Source organism: Gillisia mitskevichiae (assembly GCF_003634585.1).
Taxonomy (GTDB): domain Bacteria; phylum Bacteroidota; class Bacteroidia; order Flavobacteriales; family Flavobacteriaceae; genus Gillisia; species Gillisia mitskevichiae.
Genome location: NZ_RBLG01000002.1, coordinates 1,018,468 through 1,033,434, shown reverse-complemented (window position 1 = coordinate 1,033,434; position 14,967 = coordinate 1,018,468). Strand labels below are relative to the sequence as shown.

Below are 14,967 nucleotides of genomic sequence, written 5' to 3'. Positions count from 1 at the left end.
TTAACATTTTAACGAGTAAAAATTTGAAATACTGAAATTTTTATTCATCTTGCCATCTCAATTTTTTTAACCTTTTAACTTAATAAACTCTAAGTAATAATGAAGAAAATTTTATTTTCCTTATTTGCAATAATTACTCCATTACTAACATTCGCACAGGAACAAACCACTTCAGAAGTAATAGACGAGACTTTTCGCGCATATACAAGCTGGTTTGTAGATCTAATTTTTTACGAAATTCCTTTTTCGGAAACCTTTCAAATTCCGTGGGTGCTTATAGTATTGGTTGGTGGTGCATTGTATCTTACTGTTTATTTTAAATTCATTAATGTCACCGGATTTATCACTGCATTTAGAGTTGTTAAGGGTCAATATGAAGACATAGAAAAACATGGTGCAAGTACCTTATACGGTGATGCTACACCAAATGAAGGTGAAAATATTATTGAAACAATAAGGGATGATGGTGCAGATGGAGAGGTTTCTCACTTTCAGGCATTAACTGCTGCTTTATCTGCAACAGTTGGATTAGGTAACATTGCAGGGGTTGCCGTAGCTCTTTCTATTGGAGGACCAGGAGCAACTTTCTGGATGATCTTAGCTGGATTTTTAGGAATGGCTTCAAAATTTGCGGAGTGTACTCTTGGTGTTAAATATAGAGATGTTGGAGAAGATGGTACTGTATATGGAGGACCAATGTACTACCTAAGTAAAGGACTTAAAGAAAAAGGATTTGGAAAAATAGGAAAAGTTTTAGCCGTTGTATTCGCTGTTTTTGTTATTGGTGGATCATTTGGTGGTGGAAATATGTTTCAGGCCAATCCAGCTGCTGCACAATTTGTTCAGCTTTTTGAATTGACTGGTGGAAATGCAGGCTTTTATTTTGGTTTAGTGATGGCAGGTTTAGTAGCTGTGGTTATTATAGGGGGAATTAAAAGAATTGCTAGTGTTACAGAGAAAGTAGTTCCTTTTATGGCTGGGATATACGTTCTAGCTTCTCTTATAATTTTAGGGGCTAACTGGCATTTAATAGATAATGCTTTTGCATTAATATATGAAGGTGCGTTTTCTGGATTAGGAATAGCAGGTGGATTAGTAGGTGTTATGATACAAGGAATTCGTCGTGGAGCTTTCTCTAACGAAGCAGGTGTTGGATCTGCTGCAATTGCTCACTCGGCAGTTCGAACTAAATATCCGGCAAGTGAAGGGATTGTTGCGTTACTAGAACCATTTGTGGATACCGTAATTATATGTACAATGACTGCTTTGGTAATTATTATTACGAACCTAGAAGGTGGATTCATGACTTACGGAGTGCCAATTACAGAAGGGGTAGAGCTAACTGCAATTGCATTTGATAGTGTAATTCCACATTTCTCTATTATACTTACTATAGCAGTAATCTTATTTGCTTTTTCTACTATGATCTCTTGGTCTTATTATGGAATGCAAGGTTGGGTATATCTTTTTGGTAAAGGAAAAGTTACAGATCTAGTTTATAAAGCATTGTTCCTAGTATTTGTTGTTATAGGAGCTTCTATAAGTCTAGGTGCGGTAATTGATTTTTCTGATGCAATGATCTTTGCGATGGTTGTACCAAATATTATTGGAGTCTTGTTTTTAACTCCGGTGATAAAGAAAGAACTTACAAAGTATCTAAAAGCTATAAGTATTAAAGAAGAGGCTATAGAAGATGGAGCAGATGATCTTCAAAAGAAAATGTAAATAAGTAAAGATTAATATATAAATCCCACATTACCTCTATTGGTAATGTGGGATTTTTCGTTTCCATTATTCAATTCGTTGATAGTTCAAAAAAATGACTTAATTTAATACTAGATTTAATTCCGAAGTATTAATTATGAGCAATTTAGGATCGCATTTTATCTTCAGTAAGAGTCAGCAAAACGGGATCTTTTTATTGGTGTTGATCATTATTATTTTTCAGCTAGTTTATTTCTTCGTGGATTTTAATTCTGAAATGGATATTAATAAAGAAGATACTGCAAGAATTGCCCAGTATCAAATACAGATAGATTCTTTAAAGCAAGTTGCGCTGGCAGATTCAGAAGTAAAGATATATCCTTTTAATCCTAATTTAATTACAGATTATAAAGGCTATACTCTGGGAATGTCTGTAGATGAAATAGATAGATTACTTCTTTTTAGAAAATCTAATAAGTGGGTGAATTCCTCCGAAGAATTTCAAAAAGTCACTTTGGTTTCAGATAGTCTTTTAAATAAAATTTCTCCTTATTTTAAATTTCCAGATTGGGTTAAAAAATCTAAACAAGGAGAGAATAAAACACTTTTTTCCATAGCTAGTTCTGCTAAAAGTGCCGGACTAGATCTAAATTCAGCAACTTTGGAAGAACTAATTAGTGTAAAGGGAATTGGTGAGGTGTTAGCAACAAGAATTATAAAGTATAGATTAAAAATTGGAGGGTTTATTTCAGATCTTCAGTTAAAAGATATTTATGGATTAAACTTTGAAACAAGAAATGAACTACTAAATAATTTCTCAGTATTTAAACCGACAGATTTGGTTATTTACAGTATTAATAAGGCTTCTGTGCTAGAAATCGCCTCCGTTCCCTATCTGGATTACGAGTTGGCTAGAGAGATCATCAATTATAGAATACTCCATGAAAGAATAAGCTCGTTTGAAGAATTGGCAAAAATTAAGGGGTTTCCTTCAGAAAAAATAGATAGAATAGCGTTATATTTGACCTTAGAATAGGAATTCGGAATTAGGTAAGAACTTAATTTGTGTAAATTCTGTTTTCCTATGAATTTGTTGAGATATATTTCCAAAGAAAAATACTAGTATTACCTGATCTTTAGTTTTATATCTACCCTAATATTATAGAATTATACTTTATGAATAGCATGTATTTTACCGAGGAACACGAACTTTTTAGAAAGAGTTTTCAAGAATTTTTAAAAAAAGAAGTTGTTCCACATATAGAGAAATGGGAGAAAACTGGAACCATAGAGCGTTTTATCTGGGAGAAGTTTGGAGAGATGGGATATTTTGGGTTAACATACCCTGAAAAATATGGTGGCTTAGAATTAGACTTGTTCTATACGGTGATCTTCTTAGAAGAGCTTCAGAAAATTAATTCTGGAGGTTTTGCTGCTGCAATGTGGGCGCATTCTTATTTAGCAATGACGCATTTAAACGTTGAAGGTAGTGAGGAAATTAAAAAGAATTATTTGGCTCCGAGTATTGCAGGGGAAAAAATAGGATGTTTGTGTATTACAGAACCTTTTGGAGGATCTGATGTGGCAGCAATGAGAACTACTGCAGTTAAAAAAGGAGATAAATATGTAATTAATGGTTCAAAAACCTTTATTACGAACGGTGTTTACTCAGACTATTTAGTTGTTGCAGCCAAAACCAGCCCAGATAAGGGTGGAAAAGGAATGAGCATCTTTCTTATGGATAGAGATACTCCTGGAATATCATCTACTAAGTTAGATAAGCTAGGATGGAGAGCTTCAGATACAGCAGAAATTGCTTTTGATAATGTAGAGATTCCGGCATCAAACTTAATGGGAGATGAAGACAAAGGTTTTAACTACATAATGCAGCATTTTGCTTTTGAAAGGTTGATCATGGGAGTGAACGCTCATGCAAGAGCAGAATTTGCTCTAGATTACGCTATCAATTACATGGGTGAACGTATGGCATTTGGAAAAACCATAGATAAATTTCAGGCATTAAGACATAATGTTGCGGAAATGGCAAGTGAAGTTGAAATGTGTAAGGAGTTTAATTATTCTATCGTTAAGAGAATGATAGATGGTGTGTATGTGGTTAAAGAAGCAAGTATGTCTAAATTGCTTTCAACAAAAATGGCGGACAAGGTTATTTATGACTGTTTGCAATTATTAGGAGGTTATGGCTATATGGAAGAATATCCTATGGCAAGATTGCTTAGAGATAGTAGGTTAGGACCAATTGGAGGTGGAACTTCAGAGATCCTAAGAGAGATTATCGCTAAAATGGTGATAGATAAAAAAGAGTATAAGCCAGCTGCTCACTAGGTTTAGCAATTAGATACTATATAAAATAAAATTATTTAAATAAAGGTTGCGAGGTTAATGAAATCAATTATCTTTGCGCTTTAATTTCTAACGAAAGGAGGTGATACTATGTTAATTATACCAGTTAAAGACGGAGAGAATATCGATAGAGCGCTAAAGCGTTTCAAACGTAAATTTGATAGAACAGGAACTATGCGTCAGCTAAGAAGCAGACAAGCATTTTCGAAGCCTTCTGTTGTGAATAGAGCCCAGTTACAAAAAGCTCAATACATTCAGAACTTAAGAGATAAGGAAGAGATCTAGAGATTTGATTTAGGGGTAACCCTGTTAAAATCTAGTTTCGATAAGTCTTCTTTCTATTGAATAGAAAACTAAATCGAACCCGTTAAAGGGTATCCAAGATAAACTACTGTTGGTGAGTCAAAGTTTTATAACTTTGTTTACCAACAGTTTTTTTTATGCCCATATCTCACTTTTTAGAATATCTTCAATTAGAGAAAAAATACTCAGCGCATACGGTAAAAGCGTATAAGGCCGATCTGGACTCATTTAGAGATTTTATATATAAAGAGTTCGATCAAGAAGACTTGATCCTTGTAAATTACCCTCAAATTAGAAACTGGATAGTAAGTTTAGTTAATTCTGGTATTGCTAATAGTAGTGTGAACCGTAAAGTAGCTTCTTTAAAGGCTTATTATAAATATTTGGTAAGAACGAACCAGTTATTTGCAACTCCTTTAGCCAGCCATAAATCACTTAAAACAAAAAAGAGCGTGCAGATTCCTTTTTCTGAAAAGGAAATTGAAGATGTAGTTTCTTCTATTGTTCCAAATTCTTTTAAAACCTCCCGAGATCTTACTATAGTTACCATGTTTTATGCTACAGGCATTCGGCGTTCGGAGCTTGTAGGTGTAAAACTGCAAGATCTTGATCTTCAGAATAGATTGATCAAAGTACTGGGGAAAAGAAATAAGGAGCGATATATCCCTTTATTACCAGAGCTTTGTAAACAGCTTCAATTTTATTTGGGTTTCCGAGATAAAATAACTTCTGAAAATAATACTGAATTATTTCTAACGGAAAAGGGCGATAAAATATATGAAACTCTTGTTTATAGGATTATAAATAATTACTTTAGTGAAGCATCTAACAAGCTAAAAAAGAGTCCTCATATTTTAAGGCACTCCTTTGCAACACACTTGTTAAATCATGGAGCAAATTTAAACTCTGTTAAAGAGTTATTAGGTCATTCCAGTTTAGCGTCAACACAGGTCTATACCCACAGCAACATTGCAGAACTAAGCAAAGTGTATAGGAAATCCCATCCTCGTGAAAACAAGGATTGATAGTAAAATTATTGTTTAATTAAATTTTATAGGAGATGAAAGTAAATGTGCAATCAGTAAATTTTAACGCAGATCAGAAATTGATCGATTTCATTCAAAACAGATTAGATAAATTAGAACACTTCTATGATAAGATTATTTATGCCGATGTGTTTTTAAAAGTTCAGAAGACGAGCGAAAAAGAAAATAAGATTACAGAAATATTATTAAGTATTCCAGGTGGAGATGTAATTGTGAAAAAGAAGTGTAAGAAGTTTGAAGAGTGTGTAGATGAATCGATTAGCGCATTACAACGTCAATTATTAAAAAAGAAAGAAAAAATGAGCGCTCATGTTTAGTAAATTATTTCCCAAATAATTTTTGTGAAATAAATAAAATGTATACATTTGCAGTCCGTTAGAAATAGCGGACTTTTTTATGCTGAAAAAGTATAAAAATGCCGATGTAGCTCAGCTGGCTAGAGCAGCTGATTTGTAATCAGCAGGTCGTGGGTTCGAGTCCCTCCATCGGCTCTTTGAAAAATTGAAATCGCATTAAAAAAATAAAGATTTACAGTGTAGTGAATGTTTATTTTTTAGGATAAATAATTTATTCTGAGACGAGTAGGGCGCAAGTTTTATTTTATTTCAGAAAATCTTGAAAAATGTTTTGATTTAAGGAGTAAATTTCATTAAATTTGCACCTTCAAAAAAAGCAGACCATTTAAGTGTAGATTTCAATGGTTCTATGAAATTTTGAAAAGGTAATATTGGGGAGATACTCAAGCGGCCAACGAGGGCAGACTGTAAATCTGCTGACTACGTCTTCGCAGGTTCGAATCCTGCTCTCCCCACAAATCACTTATAAGTGATGTATCCAACAGAAATATCTTTTTAGATGTTTCTATCTTGCGAAAGTAGCTCAGTTGGTAGAGCGTCAGCCTTCCAAGCTGAATGTCGCCGGTTCGAACCCGGTCTTTCGCTCTAAGAAAAAGCGATCTTGCAGTTGCGTGATCTCTAGCTCTAAGGACAACAACGGTTTTAAATAACTGTTCTTTATCTCCAACAGGTGTAAGCTTGTGGGGGATAGCCTTTTTTGCCGACGTAGCTCAGGGGTAGAGCGTTTCCTTGGTAAGGAAGAGGTCACGAGTTCAATTCTCGTCGTTGGCTCTTAATTTTGTTTAAAATTGAACACTAATATATAACTAAGAATAAATAATCATTAATTATGGCAAAGGAAACTTTTGATCGTTCCAAACCGCACTTAAACATAGGTACGATAGGACACGTAGATCACGGAAAAACTACCTTAACTGCAGCGATTACTAAAGTAATGGCTGACGCTGGATATTCAGCAGCTATGTCTTTTGATCAGATTGACAACGCTCCAGAAGAAAAAGAAAGAGGTATTACAATTAACTCTTCACACGTAGAATACTCTACTAAAGAGCGTCACTACGCACACGTAGATTGTCCTGGTCACGCCGATTACGTGAAGAACATGGTTACTGGTGCTGCTCAAATGGACGGTGCTATCTTGGTAGTTGCGGCTACTGATGGGCCAATGCCACAAACTCGTGAGCACATCCTTTTAGGACGCCAGGTTGGTATTCCTAGAATCGTTGTATTCATGAACAAAGTGGATATGGTTGATGATGAAGAATTATTAGAATTAGTTGAAATGGAAGTAAGAGATTTACTTTCTTTCTACGAATATGATGGAGATAATGGACCTGTAATCGCTGGATCTGCTTTAGGAGCACTTAACGGTGAAGAAAAATGGGTAAATACAGTTCTAGAATTAATGGAAGCTGTGGATTCTTGGATCGAACTTCCAGTTCGTGATGTTGAGAAGCCTTTCTTAATGCCTATTGAAGATGTATTCTCTATTACTGGTCGTGGTACTGTTGCAACTGGTAGAATTGAAACTGGAATAGCAAATACAGGAGATCCTGTTGAGATTATTGGTATGGGTGCTCAGAAATTGACATCTACTATTACTGGTATTGAAATGTTCCGTCAAATCCTTAACAGAGGTGAAGCTGGAGATAACGCAGGTATTCTTTTAAGAGGTATTGAGAAGTCAATGATCTCAAGAGGAATGGTAATCGTTAAGCCAGGATCTGTAACTCCTCACGCTAAGTTTAAAGCAGAGGTTTATATCTTGAAAAAAGAAGAAGGTGGACGTCACACTCCATTCCATAATAACTACCGTCCTCAGTTTTACGTACGTACTACTGATGTTACAGGAACTATCAACTTGCCAGAAGGTGTTGAAATGGTTATGCCTGGAGATAACTTAACTATACATGTTGAGTTGCTACAAACTATCGCGATGAACGTAGGTTTACGTTTTGCAATTCGTGAAGGTGGTAGAACTGTAGGTGCTGGTCAAGTTACTGAAATTTTAGACTAAGAATTATACATAAGTTTATAGGTATCCTGCTTTTAAGTAGGATACCTAAACTTATATTTACGGGTTTAGCTCAGTTGGTAGAGCACTGGTCTCCAAAACCAGGTGTCGTGAGTTCGAGTCTCTCAACCCGTGCTTGATAATTAAGATTCCTAAATAGGAAGCTTTTTTTTAAGAATATATAATCACAGGATTGTAATTTAAGTTCTTTCTTTTTGAATTTTCTCTGAAGAGAGTATTATTAGAATTTGTGTAAATAGATAAAACCATGGCAGGAATCGTCAATTATATTTCAGAGTCTTATAACGAATTGAGAAATCACGTTACATGGCCAAGTTGGGCAGAAGCTCAAAAATTAACAGTAGTTGTAGCTGTTTTTTCAATCATTTTTTCATTAGCTATTTGGGGCGTAGATACCGTATTTAGTTCGGCTATTGAACAATATTTTGAATGGATTAAATCTTAAATTTTAAGGCTATGGCAGAGGTTAAGGATAAGAAATGGTACGTGGTTCGCGCCGTAAGTGGTCAAGAAAATAAGGTTAAGGAATATATTGAGAGAGAAATTTCGCATCATGGTTTAGAAGATTTTATTGGTGAAGTGCTTGTTCCTACAGAGAAAGTTATTCAAATTAGAAATGGTAAGAAAGTTTCTAAAGAACGTGTTTACTTTCCTGGATATATTATGGTATTAGCAAACTTAGGAGGAGAGATTCCTCACATTATTAAAACTATTAACGGTGTTATTGGTTTTCTTGGTGAGACAAAAGGAGGAGATCCTGTGCCATTAAGAAGATCTGAAGTAAATAGAATGTTAGGTAAAGTGGATGAGTTATCGGTTAAAGCAGATAATGTCGCAATACCATTTACTATTGGAGAAACTATAAAAGTAATTGATGGTCCATTCAATGGTTTCAACGGAACTGTAGAAAAGATCAACGAAGAGAAGCGTAAACTTGAAGTAATGGTTAAAATTTTCGGAAGAAAAACACCATTAGAATTAAGTTATATGCAAGTAGAAAAGGTATAAAGAATTACTGTTACATATATTTTTGATAGTTTTTAAAGCTTCCACTCTAAAACTATCATCTAAAAACAATAATAATGGCAAAAGAAATAAGTAAAGTTGTTAAGCTACAAGTTCGCGGAGGTGCTGCTAACCCATCACCACCAGTTGGACCTGCTTTAGGTGCTGCCGGAGTTAATATCATGGAGTTTTGTAAGCAGTTTAATGCTAGAACTCAAGATAAGCCAGGTAAAGTATTACCTGTTGTAATTACAGTATTCAAAGATAAGTCTTTTGATTTTGTAATTAAAACTCCACCAGCTGCTGTGCAGATATTAGAAGCGGCAAAATCAAAAAAAGGATCGGGTGAGCCTAATCGTAAAAAAATTGCTAGTGTATCTTGGGATCAAGTAAGAGCAATTGCTGAAGATAAAATGCAAGATTTAAATGCATTTAACATCAATTCAGCTATGAAAATGATAGCAGGAACTGCTCGTTCTATGGGTGTAACTGTAAAAGGGCAAGCGCCGTTTTAATCCAAAATAGATATTAAAAATGGCAAAAGTAACTAAAAAGCAAAAAGAAGCTCAATCTAAAATCGAAAACGGGAAACAGTATTCGGTAGCAGAAGCTTCAGCTTTGATAAAAGAAATTACCAACGCAAATTTTGATCCTTCTGTAGATTTAGCTATTCGTTTGAATGTAGATCCACGTAAAGCAAATCAAATGGTGAGAGGAGTTGTAACTCTTCCTCATGGTACAGGTAAAGACGTAAAGGTTTTAGCATTAGTAACTCCAGATAAGGAAGCTGAAGCTAAAGAAGCCGGTGCAGATTTCGTAGGTTTAGATGAATACCTAGAAAAGATCAAAGGTGGTTGGACAGATGTTGATGTAATTATCACCATGCCAAGTGTTATGGGGAAATTAGGACCTTTAGGTAGAGTTTTAGGACCAAGAGGATTGATGCCTAACCCAAAAACTGGTACAGTAACAATGGATGTTGCGAAAGCGATCTCTGAAGTTAAAGCTGGTAAAATTGACTTTAAAGTTGATAAAACTGGAATTGTACATGCAGGTATTGGAAAAGCATCTTTTGATGCTGATAAGATTGCTGGAAACGCAAGAGAATTATTAACTACGTTGGTTAAATTGAAACCGGTGGCTTCTAAGGGTGTATATATAAAGAGTATATATATGTCTTCTACAATGAGCCCAAGTGTTGAAGTTGATACTAAAAGGTTCACTGAGCAATAATATTATAGATTATGACAAGAGAAGAAAAATCATTAGTAATTGAAGATTTAACTGCGCAGTTAACAAATAATTCTATTATTTACCTTGCAGATATCTCAGGTTTAAACGCCTTGAGTACTACAAATTTACGTAGAGCTTGTTACAAAGCGAACGTACAACTTGCAGTAGTTAAAAATACGTTACTTGCTAAAGCTATGGAAGCTTCCGATAAAGACTTCGGTGATCTTCCTACAGTTTTAAAAGGTAACACCTCAATAATGCTTTCGGAAACTGGAAATGCTCCAGCGAAAGTAATAAAAGAATTCAGAAAGAAAACTCAAACACCTTTACTTAAAGGAGCTTTTATAGCAGAAGCTATTTATGTTGGTGATGACTACTTAGAGACATTGGTTAATATCAAGTCTAAAGAAGAAGTTATTGGGGATATTATCGGATTGTTACAATCACCTGCTAAGAATGTTATTTCAGCATTAAAGTCAAGTGGTGGTAAATTAGCCGGAATTCTTAAAACTCTTTCTGAGAAGGAAGATTAAGCACGTACGCACTTTTTAACAATTATAAATTAAAGAACATTTTAAAACGATAGAAAATGGCAGATTTAAAAGATTTCGCAGAACAATTGGTTAACCTTACTGTAAAAGAAGTAAATGAGTTGGCTACTATATTAAAAGATGAGTATGGTATCGAGCCTGCAGCTGCTGCTGTAGCTATGGCTGGTCCAGCTGGTGGTGGTGATGATGCTGCCGATGAGCAAACAGAATTCGACGTAATTCTTAAAGCTGCAGGTGGGTCTAAATTAGCAGTAGTTAAATTAGTAAAAGAACTTACTGGATTAGGTCTTAAAGATGCTAAGGAATTAGTTGATGGAGCACCAAAAGCAGTAAAAGAAGCGGTTTCTAAAGATGAAGCTGAAGCATTAAAAGCGCAATTAGAAGAAGCAGGAGCCGAGGTTGAGCTTAAATAAGCTTACCACAAGCAATATATTTAGGTTTAGACCTCGGGACTAGCTCCCGAAGGTCTAAACCCTTTTGCGTATATGAAGCTTATGCCTTATAACGCACACATATTTTATATAAATTATAATTCCGTCCATTGATGTTAGCAACGCAAACTGAAAGATTGAATTTCTCTTCTGTAAAGAACAAGCCTGATTATCCAGACTTTTTGGATGTCCAAATTAAGTCGTTTCAGGACTTCTTTCAATTAGAAACAAAATCAGAAGAAAGAGGAGATGAAGGTCTCTATAACACTTTCCTGGAAAACTTTCCTATTACAGATACCCGCAATCAATTCGTATTAGAATTCCTGGATTATTTTGTGGATCCACCAAGATATTCCATTCAGGAATGTATAGAGCGTGGTTTGACTTATAGCGTGCCGTTAAAAGCTCGTTTAAAATTATATTGTACAGATCCAGAACACGAAGATTTCGAAACTATTGTACAGGATGTATATTTAGGGACTATCCCTTATATGACTCCTAGTGGGACATTTTGTATTAATGGAGCAGAGCGAGTGGTTGTTTCTCAATTGCACCGTTCACCTGGTGTTTTCTTTGGACAGTCTTTCCATGCGAATGGAACAAAATTATATTCTGCGCGAGTTATTCCTTTTAAAGGATCTTGGATAGAATTTGCTACCGATATTAATAACGTGATGTACGCGTATATCGATAGAAAGAAAAAATTACCTGTTACTACACTTTTCCGTGCAATTGGTTTTGAAAGAGATAAGGATATCCTTGAGATCTTTGACCTTGCAGAAGAAGTAAAAGTTTCTAAAACAGGATTAAAAAAATATCTTGGTCGTAAGTTAGCGGCAAGAGTGTTAAATACATGGTATGAAGATTTCGTAGATGAAGATACTGGTGAGGTTGTATCTATTGAGCGAAATGAGATCGTTTTAGATCGTGATACAGAATTAGATAAAGACCATATTGAGGAGATCCTTGAAACTGGTAATAAAACTATTTTGCTTCATAAGGAAGATAACTCAACTGGAGATTACGCAATTATTCATAATACATTGCAAAAAGATCCAACAAACTCTGAAAAAGAAGCTGTTGAGCATATCTACCGTCAATTACGTAATGCAGAACCGCCAGATGAGGAAACTGCACGTGGTATTATAGATAAATTGTTCTTCTCAGACCAACGTTACTCTTTAGGGGAAGTAGGTCGTTATAGAATGAATAAGAAATTACAGTTGGATATCGGAATGGATAAGCAAGTGCTTACTAAAGAAGATATTATTACCATTGTAAAATATTTAATAGAGTTAATTAACTCTAAAGCAGAGATAGATGATATCGATCACTTATCTAACCGTCGTGTTAGAACAGTAGGAGAGCAACTTTCTCAGCAATTTGGTGTTGGTCTAGCACGTATGGCACGTACTATTCGTGAGCGTATGAACGTTCGTGATAATGAAGTGTTTACGCCTATAGATTTAATTAATGCAAAGACATTGTCTTCTGTAATTAATTCCTTCTTTGGAACTAACCAATTATCTCAATTCATGGATCAAACAAATCCATTGGCAGAGATCACCCACAAACGTAGATTATCTGCATTAGGACCAGGTGGACTCTCAAGAGAAAGAGCAGGATTTGAGGTACGTGATGTTCACTATACACACTACGGAAGACTTTGTCCTATTGAAACTCCAGAGGGACCAAACATTGGACTTATTTCTTCACTTTCTGTATTTGCAAAAGTGAATGGAATGGGATTCATTGAAACTCCTTACCGAAAAGTTGATAATGCTAAGATCGATTTTTCTGAAGACCCTATTTATTTAAGTGCTGAAGAAGAAGAGAACAAAAAGATAGCACAGGCCAACATTCCTTTAACAGATGATGGTACTATAAATACAGATAAGGTTATTGCACGTATGGAAGGTGACTTCCCGGTAGTAGATCCTAAAGAGATTCACTATATAGATGTTGCACCAAACCAAATTTCTTCGATCTCGGCTTCATTAATTCCATTTTTGGAACATGATGATGCCAACAGAGCATTGATGGGATCTAACATGATGCGTCAGGCGGTTCCTTTATTAAGAGCTGAATCTCCTATTGTTGGTACTGGTCTGGAAAGACAAGTAGCTACAGATTCTCGTGTATTGATTAATGCTGAAGGACCAGGTGAAGTTGAGTATGTAGATGCTGAAAAAATTACCATTAAATACGACCGATCAGAGGAAGAAAGAATGGTGAGTTTTGAAAGTGATTCTAAAACTTACAACCTTATCAAGTTTAGAAAAACAAACCAAGGTACTTCTATTAACTTAAGACCAATCGTAAGTGTTGGGGATAGAGTTTCTAAAGGTCAAGTACTTTGTCAAGGTTATGCTACAGAAGCAGGAGAACTTGCTTTAGGTAGAAATATGAAGGTTGCCTTCATGCCTTGGAAAGGATATAACTTTGAGGATGCAATTGTAATTTCTGAAAGAGTTGTTAGAGAAGATGTATTTACCTCTATTCATATAGATGAATATTCATTAGAAGTTAGAGATACCAAATTAGGTAACGAAGAATTAACTAATGATATTCCAAACGTTTCTGAAGAAGCCACTAAGGACTTGGATGAAAATGGTATGATTAGAATTGGAGCTGAAGTAAAGCCTGGTGATATTCTTATTGGTAAGATCACTCCTAAAGGAGAAAGTGATCCTACTCCAGAAGAAAAATTATTACGTGCTATCTTCGGGGATAAAGCAGGAGATGTAAAAGATGCTTCGTTAAAAGCACACCCATCTTTAAGAGGGGTTGTAATTAACAAGAAACTTTTTGCTAGAGCTGTAAAAGATAAACGTAAAAGAGTTCAGGATAAGGAAGATGTTTCTGCATTAGAGAAAAACTATGATGCAAAATTCAATGTTCTTAAAGCTGAATTAATAGACAAGTTGTTTACAATTGTTGGAGGTAAAACTGCACAAGGAGTAATGAACGACTTAGGGGAAGAAGTAATGCCAAAAGGTAAGAAATATACCCTTAAGATGTTAAATTCTGTAGATGATTATACTCACCTTACTCAAGGAACTTGGACTACAGATGATAACTTGAACAAACTAGTTGCAGATTTAATTCACAACTACAAGATCAAGGAGAACGATTTACAAGGTAACTTAAGAAGAGAGAAATTTACAGTATCTGTTGGAGATGAATTGCCTGCAGGAATTATCAAATTAGCAAAAATTTATGTTGCTAAGAAGAGAAAACTGAAGGTTGGTGATAAAATGGCGGGTCGCCACGGTAACAAAGGTATTGTTGCACGTATCGTTCGTCAGGAAGATATGCCTTTCTTAGAGGATGGAACACCTGTAGATATCGTATTGAACCCACTTGGGGTACCTTCTCGTATGAACATTGGTCAAATTTATGAGACTGTGTTAGGATGGGCTGGACAAAAATTAGGTAGAAAATATGCTACTCCAATTTTTGATGGTGCAACTTTAGATCAGATCAATGAATTAACAGATGAAGCCGGTGTGCCAAGATTTGGACATACACATCTTTACGATGGTGGAACTGGAGATAGATTTGATCAACCTGCAACTGTTGGAATTATTTATATGTTGAAATTAGGACATATGATTGATGATAAGATGCATGCACGTTCTATAGGACCATACTCTCTTATTACGCAACAACCATTAGGTGGTAAAGCGCAATTTGGAGGTCAACGTTTTGGTGAGATGGAAGTATGGGCATTAGAGGCTTATGGAGCTTCTGCAACCTTGCGTGAGATCTTAACCGTAAAATCGGATGATGTAATTGGTAGAGCTAAAACTTACGAGGCAATCGTGAAAGGAGAGCCTATGCCAGAGCCAGGACTTCCTGAATCTTTCAACGTGTTAATGCACGAATTGAAAGGATTAGGATTGGACATTAGATTAGAAGAATAATATACTGTTCTTA

General features: G+C 35.3%; 14 protein-coding genes and 5 tRNA genes. All 19 read left to right on the top strand.

What is annotated here, in order from left to right:
• Nucleotides 1–99: 99 nt before the first annotated feature.
• The 19 genes from BC962_RS10490 to rpoB all read left to right on the top strand — a co-directional run bounded on the left by BC962_RS10490 (nt 100) and on the right by rpoB (nt 14,954).
• Nucleotides 100–1,725: an alanine/glycine:cation symporter family protein gene (locus BC962_RS10490; protein WP_121345941.1), complete on the top strand. Its 1,626-nt coding sequence runs from the start codon at nt 100–102 to the stop codon at nt 1,723–1,725.
• Between the two features lie 136 nt (nt 1,726–1,861).
• Complete coding sequence (locus BC962_RS10485; protein ID WP_121345940.1) at nt 1,862–2,740, top strand: ComEA family DNA-binding protein; 879 nt, start codon at nt 1,862–1,864, stop codon at nt 2,738–2,740.
• Nucleotides 2,741–2,880: 140 nt separating this feature from the next.
• Nucleotides 2,881–4,050 carry an acyl-CoA dehydrogenase family protein gene (locus BC962_RS10480; RefSeq protein WP_121345939.1) on the top strand — a complete coding sequence of 390 codons (1,170 nt, stop codon included), beginning with the start codon at nt 2,881–2,883 and terminating at the stop codon, nt 4,048–4,050.
• Between the two features lie 108 nt (nt 4,051–4,158).
• Nucleotides 4,159–4,353 (top strand): 30S ribosomal protein S21, encoded by a 195-nt coding sequence (gene rpsU, locus BC962_RS10475; RefSeq protein WP_010229578.1) that lies wholly within the window; start codon nt 4,159–4,161, stop codon nt 4,351–4,353.
• 155 nt (nt 4,354–4,508) lie between these two features.
• Nucleotides 4,509–5,396: a tyrosine-type recombinase/integrase gene (locus BC962_RS10470; protein WP_121345938.1), complete on the top strand. Its 888-nt coding sequence runs from the start codon at nt 4,509–4,511 to the stop codon at nt 5,394–5,396.
• Between the two features lie 35 nt (nt 5,397–5,431).
• Nucleotides 5,432–5,734 carry a ribosome hibernation-promoting factor, HPF/YfiA family gene (gene hpf, locus BC962_RS10465; RefSeq protein WP_121345937.1) on the top strand — a complete coding sequence of 101 codons (303 nt, stop codon included), beginning with the start codon at nt 5,432–5,434 and terminating at the stop codon, nt 5,732–5,734.
• Nucleotides 5,735–5,834: 100 nt separating this feature from the next.
• A tRNA-Thr gene (locus BC962_RS10460) sits at nt 5,835–5,908 on the top strand.
• Between the two features lie 238 nt (nt 5,909–6,146).
• Nucleotides 6,147–6,228: transfer RNA gene (locus BC962_RS10455), tRNA-Tyr, on the top strand.
• 57 nt (nt 6,229–6,285) lie between these two features.
• Nucleotides 6,286–6,358: transfer RNA gene (locus BC962_RS10450), tRNA-Gly, on the top strand.
• 114 nt (nt 6,359–6,472) lie between these two features.
• Nucleotides 6,473–6,544, top strand: a tRNA-Thr gene (locus BC962_RS10445).
• Between the two features lie 58 nt (nt 6,545–6,602).
• Nucleotides 6,603–7,790, top strand: a complete 1,188-nt coding sequence (gene tuf, locus BC962_RS10440; RefSeq protein WP_121345936.1) for an elongation factor Tu — start codon at nt 6,603–6,605, stop codon at nt 7,788–7,790.
• A gap of 59 nt (nt 7,791–7,849) precedes the next feature.
• Nucleotides 7,850–7,922, top strand: a tRNA-Trp gene (locus BC962_RS10435).
• Between the two features lie 133 nt (nt 7,923–8,055).
• Nucleotides 8,056–8,253: a preprotein translocase subunit SecE gene (gene secE / locus BC962_RS10430; protein WP_026839340.1), complete on the top strand. Its 198-nt coding sequence runs from the start codon at nt 8,056–8,058 to the stop codon at nt 8,251–8,253.
• Between the two features lie 11 nt (nt 8,254–8,264).
• A complete protein-coding gene (gene nusG / locus BC962_RS10425; protein ID WP_121345935.1) occupies nt 8,265–8,816 on the top strand; it encodes a transcription termination/antitermination protein NusG in 552 nt (183 codons plus the stop codon).
• Nucleotides 8,817–8,890: 74 nt separating this feature from the next.
• Nucleotides 8,891–9,328 (top strand): 50S ribosomal protein L11, encoded by a 438-nt coding sequence (gene rplK, locus BC962_RS10420; protein ID WP_121345934.1) that lies wholly within the window; start codon nt 8,891–8,893, stop codon nt 9,326–9,328.
• A gap of 19 nt (nt 9,329–9,347) precedes the next feature.
• Complete coding sequence (gene rplA / locus BC962_RS10415) at nt 9,348–10,046, top strand: 50S ribosomal protein L1 (protein ID WP_121345933.1); 699 nt, start codon at nt 9,348–9,350, stop codon at nt 10,044–10,046.
• 11 nt (nt 10,047–10,057) lie between these two features.
• On the top strand, nt 10,058–10,579 hold the full coding sequence (gene rplJ, locus BC962_RS10410) for a 50S ribosomal protein L10 (RefSeq protein ID WP_121345932.1): 522 nt from the start codon (nt 10,058–10,060) through the stop codon (nt 10,577–10,579).
• A gap of 56 nt (nt 10,580–10,635) precedes the next feature.
• Entirely contained in the window at nt 10,636–11,010 is a 375-nt protein-coding gene (gene rplL, locus BC962_RS10405; RefSeq protein ID WP_121345931.1) for a 50S ribosomal protein L7/L12, read from the top strand.
• Between the two features lie 131 nt (nt 11,011–11,141).
• The gene (gene rpoB / locus BC962_RS10400) at nt 11,142–14,954 is read left to right on the top strand and encodes a DNA-directed RNA polymerase subunit beta (protein WP_121345930.1); all 3,813 of its coding nucleotides are present in this window, start codon (nt 11,142–11,144) and stop codon (nt 14,952–14,954) included.
• Nucleotides 14,955–14,967: the final 13 nt, after the last annotated feature.